The sequence below is a fragment of the Pseudomonas cerasi genome (assembly GCF_900074915.1).
GTDB lineage: Bacteria > Pseudomonadota > Gammaproteobacteria > Pseudomonadales > Pseudomonadaceae > Aquipseudomonas > Aquipseudomonas cerasi.
The window spans coordinates 1,179,513-1,194,335 of sequence record NZ_LT222319.1 but is presented as its reverse complement, the minus strand read 5'-3'; the positions used below and the strand labels follow the sequence as shown (position 1 = coordinate 1,194,335).

The 14,823-nt window shown below is 59.3% G+C and carries 13 protein-coding genes; 3 read left to right on the top strand and 10 right to left on the bottom strand.

The features are described from left to right. The first annotated feature begins 24 nt into the window (after positions 1–24). Complete coding sequence (locus PCPL58_RS07890) at positions 25–891, top strand: MurR/RpiR family transcriptional regulator (RefSeq protein WP_002552324.1); 867 nt, start codon at positions 25–27, stop codon at positions 889–891. Positions 892–1,016: 125 nt separating this feature from the next. On the opposite strand, the gene PCPL58_RS07885 is transcribed toward PCPL58_RS07890, so the two are convergent. The 10 genes from PCPL58_RS07885 to edd all read right to left on the bottom strand — a co-directional run bounded on the left by PCPL58_RS07885 (position 1,017) and on the right by edd (position 13,011). Beyond that, a complete protein-coding gene (locus PCPL58_RS07885) occupies positions 1,017–1,892 on the bottom strand; it encodes a D-hexose-6-phosphate mutarotase (RefSeq protein ID WP_065349177.1) in 876 nt (291 codons plus the stop codon). Positions 1,893–2,000: 108 nt separating this feature from the next. Further along, complete coding sequence (locus tag PCPL58_RS07880; RefSeq protein WP_003408960.1) at positions 2,001–3,362, bottom strand: carbohydrate porin; 1,362 nt, start codon at positions 3,360–3,362, stop codon at positions 2,001–2,003. A 125-nt stretch (positions 3,363–3,487) separates the two neighbouring features. Next, the gene (locus PCPL58_RS07875) at positions 3,488–4,657 is read right to left on the bottom strand and encodes an ABC transporter ATP-binding protein (protein WP_058397458.1); all 1,170 of its coding nucleotides are present in this window, start codon (positions 4,655–4,657) and stop codon (positions 3,488–3,490) included. A gap of 2 nt (positions 4,658–4,659) precedes the next feature. Continuing rightward, entirely contained in the window at positions 4,660–5,505 is an 846-nt protein-coding gene (locus tag PCPL58_RS07870; protein WP_003433593.1) for a carbohydrate ABC transporter permease, read from the bottom strand. After that, positions 5,498–6,406, bottom strand: a complete 909-nt coding sequence (locus PCPL58_RS07865) for a carbohydrate ABC transporter permease (protein ID WP_003314048.1) — start codon at positions 6,404–6,406, stop codon at positions 5,498–5,500. The genes PCPL58_RS07870 and PCPL58_RS07865 overlap by 8 nt, the downstream gene beginning before the upstream one ends. A gap of 104 nt (positions 6,407–6,510) precedes the next feature. Then, a complete protein-coding gene (locus PCPL58_RS07860; RefSeq protein WP_065349176.1) occupies positions 6,511–7,797 on the bottom strand; it encodes an ABC transporter substrate-binding protein in 1,287 nt (428 codons plus the stop codon). 169 nt (positions 7,798–7,966) lie between these two features. Continuing rightward, positions 7,967–9,373, bottom strand: coding sequence for an ATP-binding protein (locus PCPL58_RS07855; RefSeq protein WP_065351017.1), 1,407 nt, complete (start codon positions 9,371–9,373; stop codon positions 7,967–7,969). A 61-nt stretch (positions 9,374–9,434) separates the two neighbouring features. Continuing rightward, positions 9,435–10,172 carry a response regulator gene (locus PCPL58_RS07850; RefSeq protein ID WP_003365308.1) on the bottom strand — a complete coding sequence of 246 codons (738 nt, stop codon included), beginning with the start codon at positions 10,170–10,172 and terminating at the stop codon, positions 9,435–9,437. 50 nt (positions 10,173–10,222) lie between these two features. Then, positions 10,223–11,188 carry a glucokinase gene (locus tag PCPL58_RS07845; RefSeq protein ID WP_065349175.1) on the bottom strand — a complete coding sequence of 322 codons (966 nt, stop codon included), beginning with the start codon at positions 11,186–11,188 and terminating at the stop codon, positions 10,223–10,225. Beyond that, positions 11,185–13,011 carry a phosphogluconate dehydratase gene (gene edd / locus PCPL58_RS07840; RefSeq protein ID WP_003365314.1) on the bottom strand — a complete coding sequence of 609 codons (1,827 nt, stop codon included), beginning with the start codon at positions 13,009–13,011 and terminating at the stop codon, positions 11,185–11,187. The genes PCPL58_RS07845 and edd overlap by 4 nt, the downstream gene beginning before the upstream one ends. 219 nt (positions 13,012–13,230) lie before the next feature. Between edd and gap the strand changes: the two genes are divergently transcribed. Continuing rightward, entirely contained in the window at positions 13,231–14,232 is a 1,002-nt protein-coding gene (gene gap / locus PCPL58_RS07835) for a type I glyceraldehyde-3-phosphate dehydrogenase (RefSeq protein ID WP_003433596.1), read from the top strand. A gap of 173 nt (positions 14,233–14,405) precedes the next feature. Continuing rightward, positions 14,406–14,804, top strand: a complete 399-nt coding sequence (locus PCPL58_RS07830) for a YbaN family protein (protein ID WP_044309185.1) — start codon at positions 14,406–14,408, stop codon at positions 14,802–14,804. Positions 14,805–14,823 lie beyond the last annotated feature (19 nt).

Below are 14,823 nucleotides of genomic sequence, written 5' to 3'. Positions count from 1 at the left end.
AATCAGCCCCGACAAGGACTTTGAATGGACCGCGTAAGAAACCTCCTGGAGCAAATCCAGGGCCGACTCGACGAGCTGAACAAGGCCGAACGCAAAGTGGCCGAGGTCATCCTGCTCAATCCGCAGATGGCAACGCGGCTGAGCATTGCAGCGCTTGCCCAGGCCGCCAAGGTCAGCGAGCCGACGGTCAATCGCTTCTGCCGTTCGTTCAGTGTCAGCGGCTATCCGGAATTGAAGCTGCAACTGGCCCAGAGCCTGGCCAGCGGCGCGGCTTATGTCAGCCGTGCGGTGGAAGCGGATGATAATCCGGAGGCCTATACCCAGAAGATTTTCGGCAGTGCCATCGCGTCACTGGACAGCGCCTGCCAGCAGTTGGACCCGGCCTTGATCAGCAAGTCTGTGGACATGCTCATCCAGGCGCGGCAGATCCATTTTTTCGGGCTGGGTGCTTCGGCGCCGGTGGCTCTGGATGCGCAGCATAAATTCTTCCGCTTCAATCTGGCGGTGACGGCGCATGCCGATGTGCTGATGCAGCGGATGATTGCGTCAGTGGCGCATACCGGCGAGTTGTTCGTGATCATTTCGTATACGGGCCGTACTCGTGAGTTGGTGGAAGTGGCGCGTATCGCGCGCGCCAATGGCGCGTCGGTGCTGGGGCTGACGGCAGCCGGCTCGCCGCTGGCTCAGGCCAGTACGGTGAGTCTGAATATTCCTCTGCCGGAAGACACGGATATTTATATGCCGATGACGTCGCGGATCATTCAGTTGACTGTGCTCGATGTGTTGGCCACGGGTATGACGTTGCGTCGCGGTGTCGACTTTCAGCCGCATTTGCGCAAGATCAAGGAAAGCCTGAATGACAGCCGTTATCCGATCGAGGATCAGGGCTGACTGGGTGTCGTTGACTATCGCTCCAACGCTCCGCGTAGGAATGCCTTTCGTGACGCTCTGCGTCACACAGCGGTTCTGTGATCCTCAGGTGGATCCTTGCTGAGCGCGAGTGAAGACGACGCAACTCACCCTGCCAGGCTGGCTTGCAGTTTGAGCTGCACCTGCTCTCCGGGCCGCAGGCTGAAGGTGTCGCCGGAGCCTGAGACGGCTTCGACACGGACGAAGCCTGTGGTTTCGCTGCCGCATACGCCGAGAAGCGGTCTGCTGCCGGGGTGCCAGACGACGGTGTTGGTGCTGTCGCCGGTGTCGATGTTAAGCCTGCGCTGCCAGATCGGGTCCTGGAGCTGTAGGGCGCCGGCGTGTTCGAATACGCGCTGGCAGGCGCCTGCCACGCGCAGTTCGCCGTGTTGCTGACACGCCTGTCGGCTGAGTTCGTCATAACCCTGTGCACCGTCGAGCCCCTCCAGCGCGACTTCAGCCACATCACCGATCCGCCAGTACGCGTGCAGCGCATGGCTGAAGTGACACGGCTCGCTGTCCTCGTGACGCGTGCTCAGACGCAGTTCCATGCCCTGCCCCAGTTCAGCATGCAGATCGACCTGCCAGTCCCACAGTTGCAAGCGCCAGTGCAGGCTCACGCCTTCTTCGCACTCACTGCTGTCGATCAGCTTCCAGTCCAGCAAACGCCCCCAGCCGTGCGCCGGCCAGCCGCTCTCGCCGGGATGCCGGCCATACCAAGGCCAGCAGACTGGCACGCCTCCACGAATGGCGCCCACCTGTGGCCACTGAGCGGCACACCAGAGCCAGGGTTTCTGGCCCTGCGGCTGAAAATGCAGCAGTTGCGCGCCCTGACGACTGAACACGGCCTGACATTGCGGGTGGTCGATGACCAGCACATCGCGCAGTTGATGGCGCTCCCACTCGAAAGTCGGTCTGGCACGTCGGGATCGGAAGAAGCGCTGCAATGGATGTTCAGGCAGTTGCGCGTCGTGAGTGGTCATCGCCAATCGCGTCCCTGAAAAATAAAAGGATCAAGCCAAAAAAAACGGGCAGCCAGGCTGCCCGCAAAGCACACACGACCCTTGATCGCGTTACGCGTCAGTCAATAATCAGAACTTCGACTGGATCTTGATGCCCGCTACCAGCGCATCATCAACCTGATCTACGCCACCAGGATGCTTGATGTACTGCAGGTTGGGACGCACGGTCAGCCAGTTGGTGACATGGAAGCCGTAGTAGATTTCAGAGTTGTACTCAGTGCTCTGGACCGGCAGGTAGCCAGGGTTGTCATAGTCATTGATACCGCTGATCTGGTTGGCCAGACGCACGCGATCCTGCACATCGTCGTTGACGTGGATACGGGCAATACCGATACCGATGTCATCTTTCGGACGCGAGTTGAACGGACCTTTGTACGTGAAACCGATCTGCTGGTAGTTGTCGACGAAGTTGGTCGCCTTGTCATGCACGGTGGCGTTGGCAAAAATGCTGAGGCCGCGCGAAGCATCGCCGTCATGCGTGGTCAGTTGTTGCTGAGCCACGACCCACCAGCCATGCTTGCTGCTGTGCGACTTGAACGCTGCGCCAGTCAGCGCTTGCGGCTGACCATTCACGTCTTCATAGACGTCGTTGGCGTTTGGCGTGCTCTTGTAGTAACCGACACGGTACTCACCGGGCAACGAATTGAAGGATGGAGTCCAGACCAGTTCGACCGGCAGAATCATGCCTTCGGTGCCACTGCCACTGAGCTTGAAGCCGTTGCCTGTTTCCAGGTTGGACGGGTTCTGCTCGTACACACCCACCTGGGCATAGACTTCAGGCGTGATGTTGTACTTGATGCGCAACGCCCACTGGCTGATTGGCCAGTTGTACCAGGTGCTTACGTAGTTACCGACCTGCGAGCCGCAGAATGACAGGTTCTGGAAGTCGCACGGGAAGCTGTTGAAGTCTTCGCCCGGACCGAAACGGCCGGCCTTGACGTCCAGCGCGCCGTCGAAGTACTTCTGCTTGATCCACATCTGCGTCAGACGCCAGGTCTGACCACGGCCCCAGACTTCCTGGGAGGAGCTGAGTGTACCGGCGCGAGGATCGCCGATACGGTCATTGGAGATGTTGCGACCGCTACGTTCGGTGATTGCCAGCTTGAACTCTGCGTCCTGCCAGCCGAGAACTTTCTGCAAATCGACTTTCATGCCCAGCGCGAACTGGTCGCTGTAACGACCGGTGGTGTCGTCGTTGTAGCCGCCCTTCAGGTTGCTGGCCATCTCGGAAACGTATTCCAGCGAGAAGTCATAACCCTTGTCCAGCAACTCGGTGCGCTTGCCACCCCAGTCACCCGTCATCCAGGGTGAATCTGCGGCAAACGGCTCGGCGGCGTGAACGCTGCCTGCCAGACCCATCGCACCCAACGCCGACAGCTTGCATACCAACTGGAGCCGGGAAAGCGATTTACCTTTGTTGATCTTCTTCATCCCATCAATCCTCGTTTTATTGTTATTAGCTTTGGTAGACGTGTTACTTCATTCACTGCCCTGTGTTCGCTGGTCGGCCGTGCGTTTTGGCAGCAGACGGCCAGCCAGCGATGCTCGTTGCTGAATCAATTTATCACTTGCGGCTCGACCGGTGACACATTGTTTTCCCGTTCAGCCGCCAGTCGCGCTCCCAGCACCCCGAGACGCTCGCCGCTCTGGGCATCGAAAATCAGCACCCTGGCAGGATCGAATTGCAGGGTAAGGCTCTCGCCAACCTGCGGTGCGACATCCGGGGCGAGGCGACAGCAAACCTTGCTCTGATTGAGCGTGACGAACACCAGCGTATCCGGACCGGTCGGCTCGGTCACCTGGACCTCGGCACGAATGGTCGGCAGCCCGGTCGATTCAGCGCCGGCCAGCATAATCTGTTCGGGGCGAATACCAAGAATGATTTCTCTATCTTCAAGGCCTGCATCGGACACGCCCACCGGCAGCTCGCAACGGGCCTGACCACTGTCGAGCGCAGCGATCAACTGGCCATCCTTGCGTTGCAGGCGCAGCGGGATAAAGTTCATCGGCGGCGAACCGATGAAACTGGCGACGAACAGGTTGGCCGGATCGGTGTAGATCTGCTTGGGCGTGCCGAACTGCTGGACGATACCGTCCTTCATCACCGCCACCTTGTCACCCAGCGTCATGGCCTCGATCTGATCGTGGGTCACATAAACGGTGGTGGTTTTGAGGCGTTGATGCATCAACTTCATTTCGGTGCGCATCTCGACGCGCAACTTGGCGTCGAGGTTGGAGAGTGGCTCGTCGAACAGGTAGATCTTCGGTCGACGCGCCAAGGCACGGCCCATCGCGACACGCTGCTGCTGACCACCGGACATCTGGCCCGGCTTGCGATTGAGCAAGTGCTCGATCTGCAACAGTTTGGCAACGCGCGCCACTTCAGCGTCGATGTCGGCTTGCGGCATCTTGCGGATCTTCAGCCCGAACGCGATGTTTTCACGCACGCTCATGGTCGGATACAGGGCGTAGGACTGAAAGACCATGGCAATGTCGCGGTCCTTGGGGCTGGTGCCGCTGACGTCCTGGCCGTCGATCAGGATCTCACCGCCACTGATGCTTTCCAGACCGGCAATGCAGTTCATCAGCGTGGATTTACCACAGCCCGATGGACCGACCAGAATCAGGAACTCGCCATCCTTGATCGACAGGTCGATGTTCTTGAGTGTGTCCGGCAGATTGCTGCCGTAGGTCTTGTTGACGTTGCGTAATTCGAGAGTCGCCATGATTACCCCTTGACCGCGCCGGCCGTAAGCCCACGCAGGAAATACTTGCCAGCCAGTACGTAGACCAGCAGTGTCGGCAGGCCGGCAATCATCGCCGCCGCCATGTCAACGTTGTATTCCTTGGCACCTGTGCTGGTGTTGACCAGATTGTTCAGAGCCACAGTGATCGGCTGAGAATCGCCGCTGGAGAACACAACGCCGAACAGGAAATCGTTCCAGATCTGGGTGAACTGCCAGATCAGGCAAACCATCACGATAGGCGTGGACATCGGTAGAATGATGCGCCCGAAGATGGTGAAGAAACCGGCACCGTCCAACCGTGCAGCCTTGACCAGCGCATCGGGAATGCTGACGTAGTAGTTACGGAAGAATAGCGTGGTAAATGCCAGTCCGTAGACCACGTGAACAAACACCAGCCCGGTGGTCGTATTGGCCAGCCCCATCTTGCCCAGTGTGAAGGATGCCGGCAGCAAGACGGTCTGAAACGGCAGAAAGCAACCGAACAGCAACAGACCGAAGAACAGCTGCGAGCCCTTGAAGCGCCACATCGACAGCACATAGCCATTGAGCGCGCCGATTGCGGTGGAGATGATCACGGCCGGAACAGTGATTTTTATCGAGTTCCAGAAATAACCATCGACCAGGTCCCAGGCTTTTATCCAGCCGATTGCAGTCACTACGCTCGGCCAGCTCAACAGGTTGCCGGTGCCGATGTCTTCGGGTGTCTTGAAGCTGGTGAACAGCATCACCACCAACGGCACCAGATAAATCAGACAGGCCAGCATCAGCACGGCGTAAATCAGAACACGACTGAAGCTGATGCCCGGTTTGCCAACATGACTAGTCATGGCGTTTGGTCCTCAGCTCGGAATACAGATACGGCACCAGAATCGCCAGGATCGCGCCGAGCATCAGAATCGCACTGGCAGAACCCATGCCCATCTGGCCGCGGCTAAAGGTGAACGAATACATGAACATCGCCGGCAGGTCGGATGAGTAACCGGGGCCACCGGCGGTCATCGCGGCTACCAGGTCGAAACTCTTGATCGCAATGTGCGCGAGAATCATCACGGCACTGAAGAACACCGGACGCAGGCTTGGCAGCACGACGCGCCAGTAGATCATCGGCAAACTCGCGCCATCCATCTGGGCCGCGCGAATGATCGACTGATCGACGCCACGCAGACCTGCCAGAAACAACGCCATGACGAAGCCGGAGGACTGCCATACCGCTGCGATGACCAGGCAGTACACCACGCGGTCCTGGTCAATCAGCCAGTCGAAACGGAAACCTTCCCAGCCCCAGTCGCGCAACATCTTGTCCAGGCCCAGGCCTGGGTTGAGCAACCACTTCCAGGCAGTACCGGTGACGATCATCGACAGCGCCATCGGGTACAGGTAGATAGTACGAATCATGCCCTCGCGACGAATCCGCTGGTCCAGCAGGACGGCCAGCAGGACCCCGATCACCAGGCTGATTGCAATGAACATCCCGCCAAAGACAGCAAGGTTCTTGCTTGCCACCCACCAGCGATCGTTGTCCATGAGACGCGCGTATTGCGCCAGACCGACCCATTTATAAGAAGGCAGGAACGTCGAGTTGGTGAACGACAGTGCGAATGTCCAGAGGATATAGCCATAGAAACCCACCAGCACGATGAACATGCTGGGGGCCAGCACCAGTTTTGGTAGCCAGCGTTGCAGCGCATCCATTGGCGAGGCTTTGCTGTTCGCAGCGACAGAGCTCATCGGGAGTATCCCATGCGGTGTATCGAATCCAGGCCGCAGCCGCAGGTGAAATCAACCAGGGATTTCAACACTGCGGACGACGGTTAAAGGCGGTTCAGAACGAATTACTTGGCAGACTTGATCGCAGCGCCCAGCTTTTTGGCTGTTTCGGCCGGATCAGCTTTCGGGTCATTGATGTAGTTGGTCACCACATCGAAGAACGCGCCCTGCACTGCCAGCGTAGTTGCCATGTTGTGCGCCATGCTTGGCTGCAGACCACCGGTTTTCGAATCAGCCAGGAAGTCCTTCGCAGCGGTTTGCGCACACGAGTCGAAACCGTATTTGCTCATGTCGGACAGCATGTCTTCACGAACCGGGATCGAACCCTTGTTGATGCTGAAGACCTTCTGGAAGTCCTCGCCCATGGCGACCTTGGCCAGATCCTGCTGTGCGGCAGTCGTGCCCTTGTCTTTCTGCTTGAAGACGGCCAGCGAGTCGATGTTGTAGGTAAAGGCTTTTTCGGTGCCCGGGAAGGCTACGCACTGGTAATCCTTGCCAGCGACCTTTTTGGCTGCGGTCCATTCACTCTTGGCCCAGTCGCCCATGATCTGCATGCCGGCCTTGCCATTGATGACCTTGCCAGCTTCCAGGTTCCAGTCCTGGCCCTTGCCATCGGCATCCATGTAGGTCGCGACTTTCTTGAGTTCGGCGAGCGACTTGACCATTTCTGGGCCGGTCAACGCGCCGTTGTCCAGATCGACCAGAGCTTTCTTGTAGCCGTCAGCCCCCATTACCGAGAGCACGACAGCTTCAAAGACGGTGCTGTCCTGCCAAGGCTGGCCACCGTGGGCGAGCGGGATGAAGCCGGCTTTTTTCAGCTTGTCGCCTGCCGCGTAAAACTCTTCGAGCGTTGCAGGCGCCTTGTCGATACCGGCTTTCTTGAAGACTTCAGGGTTGATCCACAGCCAGTTGACGCGGTGAATGTTCACCGGTACTGCTACGTAATCACCGTCGTACTTCACGGTGTCGGAGACTTTCTTGTCCAGCAGGGAGTCCCACTTCTCGGACTTGGCGACCTCTTTCAGCGCATCGGTATCGAGCAGGCCGGTAGAGGCCCATTCCTGAATATCCGGGCCTTTGATCTGGGCTACACCGGGAGGATTTCCGGCAACCGCACGGCTCTTGAGCACGGTCATGGCCGTGGAGCCGCCGCCGCCTGCAACGGCGCCGTCCTTCCAGGTAAAGCCGTCCTTTTCAACCTGAGCTTTCAGAACATCGACTGCAGCCTTTTCGCCACCCGACGTCCACCAGTGCACGACTTCTACGGTGCCTTTGGATTCAGCGGCGTTAGCGCTCAGAGGGAACAACGAAGCGAGAGAGATGACAACAGCGAGACGTGACATGGAATTCATCGAATTGACCTTTCTTGTTGTTATGCATGAGCAAGTCTGGTGCTTGCGCTTCGTGGGAGTCTAACCAAGCCTGACGCGCCGACAGTAACGAAGGGACGCGTGATTGTCACAGGATGGTGACAATTGAAATCCCGGTGCAATCGCTAGCCAAAAGCCACTGTGCAGCGCGTCATTCCACAGTTCTCGGCAGGTACAACGTTACCCGCAACCCTCCGTCACGCAGGTTCTGCAGGCTGACTTCGCCGCCATGACTGTGGGCAATGTTGCGAGCGATGCCCAGGCCGAGACCGTAGCCCTGCTGCTGATTGCCTGCCAGACGGAAATGCGGTTCGAAAACGTGTTCGAGACGCTGCTCGGGAACGCCAGGACCTTCGTCATCGACATGCAGTACGAACGCCTGGGCATCGTCCTCGACTTTCAGATGCGCGCGATCACCGTATTTGAGCGCGTTATCGATCAGGTTGCCGATGCAGCGCTTGAGCGCCAGCGGTTTGCCTGAATAGGCAGCCTGAGCCTCACCCTGCTGCGTGACCCGCCCATTGCCGTCAGCAAGCAGCCAGGGTTCGACCAGACATTCAAGCAGCGCGTTGAGGTCTACCGGCTCGATGTTTTCATGAATATCAGTGTCCTTGACGCACTGCAGCGCGCCTTTGACCAGCAGCTCCAGTTCATCCAGGTCGCGACTGAATTTGCGTTGCAGTTGCTCGTCCTCGAGCAGCTCGACCCGCAAGCGCAAACGGGTGATGGGCGTACGCAAATCATGGGAAATGGCACTGAACAACTGCCCCCGCTCGGTCAGGTAGCGACTGATCCGTGTGCGCATGGCATTGAACGCCCGGCTGACCTCGATGACTTCGCTGCCGCCGCCCTCGACCACAGGTTCGACGTCCGCGCCCAGCGACATGTCCCGTGCGGCCCGCGCCAGACGCTTGAGCGGGCGGCTCTGCCAGTGCACCAGCAAGCCGATGAACAACAGCAGAAATGCGCTGGTCAGGACAATGAACGAGACCTGCTGAAGAGGCAGCTCCTGCTCCTCCAGCGAGGTGTAGGGTTCGGGCAGCAGCGAGGCAATGTAGAACCACTCGCCCGGCGCCATTTCGATTTGCGTAACCAGCACCGGCGGGTTCACCGGCTCGAGTGTCAGCGCGTAATGCGCCCACGAACGCGGCAGCTCGTCGAGCTTCAGGTCGCTGTTGAAGATCCGCAGTTCTTCGGGCCGCGCGAACCATACGGTGATGTCCGGACCATTGCCCAGTCGCTGGCGCAGCACCTCGCCCACCACGTCCAGCACCGCCTGCTTGCGAGGGGTGGGCTGCATGATCTGCATGTCCAGCGGGTGATCGTTGAGTGACACCACGAACCGTGTGCCACCCATACTGCGTAACTGGTCGAGCACCATGGGCCGGTAAGCCAGCGGCAATGAGCGAAAGTAGCTGACACTGGCCGCCATCGAGTACGCCAGACTGCGCGCACTGGTCACCAGGCCTTCCATCTGCGTGGCACGCAACTGTGACAGCCAGATCACGCTGGACAGCGCCTGCGCCAAAAGAACTGCCAGCAAGGTCAGCAGCAACATGCGCCCCAGCAACGAGCGCGGCAGCGGCAGGCCGGTTCTCTTCGTGCCTGCCCCTGTCGGTTTAATAGCCGTTGCCCGCTTGCGAGTTGACGTTTGCGGCCAGCAGGTAACCACTGCCGCGAATAGTGCGGATCAGACGCGGCGACTTGCCGGTGTCGCGCAGACGCTGACGCAGGCGACTGACCGCCATGTCGACGATGCGCTCCAGCGGCATCAACTCACGCCCACGTGTGGCATTGCCGATGGTGTCGCGGTCGAGAATCTGCTGGGGGTTGTCGAGAAACAGTTTGAGCAGTGCGAAGTCGGCGCCGGACAGAATCACCTCTTCGCCGTCGTTGTGAAACAGCCTGTGGCTGACCATATCGAGTCGCCACTCATCAAACAGGATCACGTCGCCACCCGGACGCTCCTGACCGAACTGGGCACGTCGCAACAGCGCCTTGATGCGGGCCTGAAGCTCGCGCGGGCTGAACGGCTTGCCAAGGTAATCATCGGCCCCCAGTTCCAGACCGATGACCCGGTCGGCTTCGTCCGAACTGGCGGTCAACATGATGATCGGCACATGCGGCTGACGCGGGTGCTGGCGGATCCAGCGACACAGACTGAAACCGTCTTCATCGGGCAGCATGACGTCGAGGATCAGCAGATCGCTTGGTTCGTCGTTGAACGCTCGACGGAAATCCGCGCCATCGCCCACTGTGCGCACCTGAAAACCGGCGCGGCTCAGGTAGGTGTCCAGCAACTCGCGAATTTCCTGATCGTCATCCACCAACAGGATCGATTTACTGACTGAGCTCAAGTTGAAGCGTCCTTGTCTGGCTGTTAATTTTTGTTGTTATGCCATATCGCTCAGATCTGCGCACCAAACGCCTGCTGCAGGGCCACGCCTGAACCCATGAGGCCCGGGTATTCGGCCGTGACCAGCCACACCGGCAGGCCATTGAAATAGTCGCTCATGACGCCCTTCTCGGCCATGGCGCGCTTGAACCCGCTGTTGATGAAGAACTCAGTGAAGCGCGGCACCACGCCGCCGCCGATATAAACCCCGCCGAGGCTGCCCAAGGCCAACACATGGTTGCCGACCACTCTGCCGAGAAACACGCAGAATTGTTCCAACACTGCCGCAGCTACCGGGTCGCCCGAGAGCGCAGCGGTAGTGATCGCCGCAGGCGATTTAAGCACCGGTTCGATGTCGTCCAGCGCGCAGCTGACCTGATACAGCAACAGCAAGCCCGCACCGCTGAGCACGACTTCGGCGCTGACATGTTCATGCTCGGCCATCAGCCGCGTCCACAGCAGCGCCTCACGCGCGGTGCCGATGGGCAGGTCGGCATGACCGCCCTCGCCCGGCAACGCCATCCAGCGACTGCCTTCGAGTTTGATCAGCGTACCGACGCCCAGCCCGGTCCCCGGCCCCACCACCACGCGCGGCCGATCAGGCTTGCCGACACCGTGGCAGACCGTCAGGTATTCATCATCCTTGAGCCGGGTCATGCCCAGCGCCATGGCGGTGAAATCGTTGATCAGCAGCAGTTCATCGACCTGCAGGTCGGCGCAGAACGCCTTGCGGCTCAATTGCCAGTGGCTGTTGGTGAACTGGAAAAAATCGCCATCGACAGGCCCGGCCACCGCCAGGCACACATGACCGATATCGCCGCGCTGCAGCTCCAGGTCCTGCAGATAGACTTCGATGGCCTTCTCCGGGCCCGCGTAGTCAATGGTCGGGAATACCCGGACAGAATGCAGCGTGTCGTCTTCCCAAATGGCAAAACGTGCATTGGTACCGCCTATATCACCGACCAGGGCCAACTTCACTTAAGCGTCTCCAGACTAGAGGTAAATGCGCTGGCGCCTTGCTCTGCGGAGCTGAAGGCCATGCGCATGAATCCAAAAAGCTCGCGACCGCAGCCGACACTGTTGTCGATCTGGTTGATGGCCGGTTCTCTGGCGGCCAATTCTGACGCTTCGACCAGCACTTGTAACGTGCCTTTTACACCATCCACGCGAATCACATCGCCATTGCGTACCAGCGCCAATGGGCCACCATCGAACGCCTCCGGGCAGACATGAATCGCCGCCGGGATCTTGCCCGAAGCGCCCGACATGCGTCCATCGGTGACCAGCGCAACCTTGAACCCGCGATCCTGAAGGACACCCAGAAACGGCGTCATCTTGTGCAGCTCGGGCATGCCGTTGCAACGCGGGCCCTGGAAGCGCATCACGGCGACGAAATCGCACTCCAGCTCGCCGGCCTTGAAAGCGTCGGCCAGCTCTTTCTGATCCTGGAACACCTTGGCCGGTGCTTCGACGATCTGATGCTCCGGAGCCACCGCGGACACTTTCATCACGCCGCGCCCCAGGTTGCCTTCCATGACCCGCAGCCCACCTTCCGGCGAGAACGGACGGGCCACCGGGCGCAGGATATTTTCATCGAGGCTTTCGAGCGGCCCTTCACGCCAGACCAGTTTGCCGTCCTCCAGGAACGGCTCCTTGGTGTAACGGCTGAGTCCATAACCGGCCACGGTATTGACGTTTTCGTGCAGCAGACCGGCAGCCAGCAGCTCGCGGATCAGGAACGACATGCCGCCTGCCGCCTGGAAGTGGTTGATATCGGCTTTGCCGTTGGGGTAGACGTGACTCAGGGTTGGCACCACTTCCGACAGATCGGCCATGTCCTGCCAGGTCAGTTGAATGCCAGCAGCCTGAGCAATGGCCGGCATGTGCAGCGTATGGTTGGTCGAGCCACCTGTCGCGTGCAGCGCAACGATGGAATTGACCAGCGAGCGCTCGTCGACGATTTCGCCGATCGGCATGAAGCTGCCACTCTGCTTGGTCAGACGCGTCACCTGGCGGGCCGCCTCTGCGGTCAGCGCATCACGCAATGGCGTGTAGGGATTGACGAACGAAGCACCAGGAAGGTGCATGCCCATGACTTCCATCAGCAACTGGTTGGTATTGGCGGTGCCGTAGAAGGTGCAGGTTCCCGGACCGTGATACGACTTCATTTCCGAGTCGAGCAGCTCTTCGCGGGTGGCCTTGCCTTCCGCATAACGCTGCCGTACGTCGGCTTTTTCCTTGTTGGAGATGCCTGAGACCATCGGTCCGCCGGGCACGAAAATGGTCGGCAGATGACCGAATCGCAACGCGCCCATCATCAGACCCGGCACGATCTTGTCGCAGATGCCCAGCATCATGGCGGCGTCGAACATGTTGTGTGACAAGGCAATCGCCGTGGACATGGCAATCACTTCACGACTGGCAATCGCCAGTTCCATGCCCGGCTCGCCTTGGGTGACCCCATCGCACATGGCCGGTACACCGCCGGCAAACTGACCGACCGAACCAATGTCACGTAATGCCTGTTTGATCTGGGCTGGAAAGTGTTCGTAGGGCTGATGCGCCGAGAGCATCTCGTTGTAGGAAGAGACGATTGCCACGTTGGCGGCGTTCATCAGACGCAGGCTTTGCTTGTCTTCCGGTCCGCAGGCGGCGACGCCGTGGGCAAAGTTGGCGCATTGGAGCTTGCCGCGCATCGGGCCATCGCTCGCTGCGCCGCGAATCAATTGAAGGTAGCGCTGACGGGTATCGCGACTGCGGGCGATGAGACGCTCGGTTACTTCAAGGACGCGGGGATGCATGTGATGAACTCCAGGCTAACGTCTAAGGTCACCCGTAAAGACGGCTCCGGTTTTCGAGCAGTGACTGTCAGGGAGCAAAACCCTGATCTCGATCAACTGGGAGTGCCTTTCAGGCTTGTAGTTGTAGATAAAACAAAATATTGCCACTAAAAAGGCTTGTTTTCTATTTCTATGAGAATAATCTTGTAATTCCAACAACAAATTCAGAAGGACGGCTGTATGACTCTTCGTATTGCAATCAACGGTTTTGGCCGAATCGGCCGCAACGTCCTACGCGCACTGTATACCCAAGGCTACCGTCAGGACCTGCAGGTCGTCGCCATCAACGATCTTGGCGACAGCGAAATGAACGCGCACCTGCTGCGCTTCGACACCGTACACGGCCCTTTCAGCGGCACAGTCGAGTGTGACAAGGACAGCCTGACCGTCAATGGTGACCGTATTTCGGTCAGTGCCATCCGCAATCCGGCCGAGCTGCCGTGGAAAGCGCAGGACATCGACGTGGTGTTCGAATGCACCGGTCTGTTCACCAGCCGCGACAAGGCTGCCGCGCACCTCACCGCCGGTGCACGCAAGGTGATTATCTCCGCGCCAGCCAGCGGTGCCGATGCCACCATCGTCTATGGTGTCAACCACGACACGCTGCGCCAGTCGCACCAGATCATCTCCAGCGCCTCGTGCACAACCAACTGCCTGGCCCCGGTCGCTCAAGTGCTGCATCGCGAGCTGGGTATCGAAAACGGCCTGATGACCACCATTCATGCCTACACCAACGACCAGAACCTGATCGATGTCTATCACACCGATCCGTACCGCGCCCGCTCGGCGACGCAGTCGATGATCCCGAGCAAGACCGGCGCTGCCGAAGCAGTGGGCCTGGTACTGCCGGAGCTGGCAGGCAAACTCACCGGCATGGCGGTACGCGTACCGGTCATCAACGTTTCGCTGGTCGACCTGACCGTGACCCTGAAGCGTGAAACCACGGTCGATGAAGTCAACGCGCTGCTGAAAGAAGCCAGTCAGCATTCCAAAGTGCTCGGTTACAACGCCCTGCCGCTGGTCTCCCACGACTTCAACCACAACCCGCTGTCGTCGATCTTCGATGCCAACCACACCAAGGTCAGCGGCAAGCTGCTCAAGGTACTGTCGTGGTACGACAACGAATGGGCGTTCTCCAATCGCATGCTCGACAACTGCCTGGCACTGCATAACGCGCAGTAACGGCGCAGCCGCGCTGAAGCATGTGCAGCGAGAGGTGTCCGGGTCATGGACGCTCGCGACCATGCTCAGCGCATGGCAGATCGATGCACTGCGGGTGGTGAAACTGTGCAGGCATGAAAAAGCGCCCGGTGCTGTTAAGCTGACCGGGCTCCCCGAACCTGCCTGTAGAGACCATGACGTACAAACCACCCGGCTCAAGACTTTCACGCCTTTTATACGGCATCCTCGCCTATACCGCGTTGGGCATAGGCATCGTTGCGATCTTCGTTCCCGGCCTGCCAACCACCGAGTTCATTCTGCTGGCCGCCTGGGCGGCAACACGCAGTTCGCCGCGGCTGAACGCCTGGCTGGAAAACCACCGCGTGTTTGGGCCGATACTGTACAACTGGCGTAATGGCCGACTGGTCGCGCGCAAGGCCAAGATCAGCGCCACCATCAGCATGCTCGTCTGTGCCGTGGTGATGCTGAGCCTGATCGGCCATGCCTGGTGGCTGTACCTGGCACTCACGGGGATGGCGCTGGGCAATCTATGGATCTGGTCGAGGCCGGAGCCGGACAAGATCGATCGTTAAGCGCAGGCATGAAGCGAGC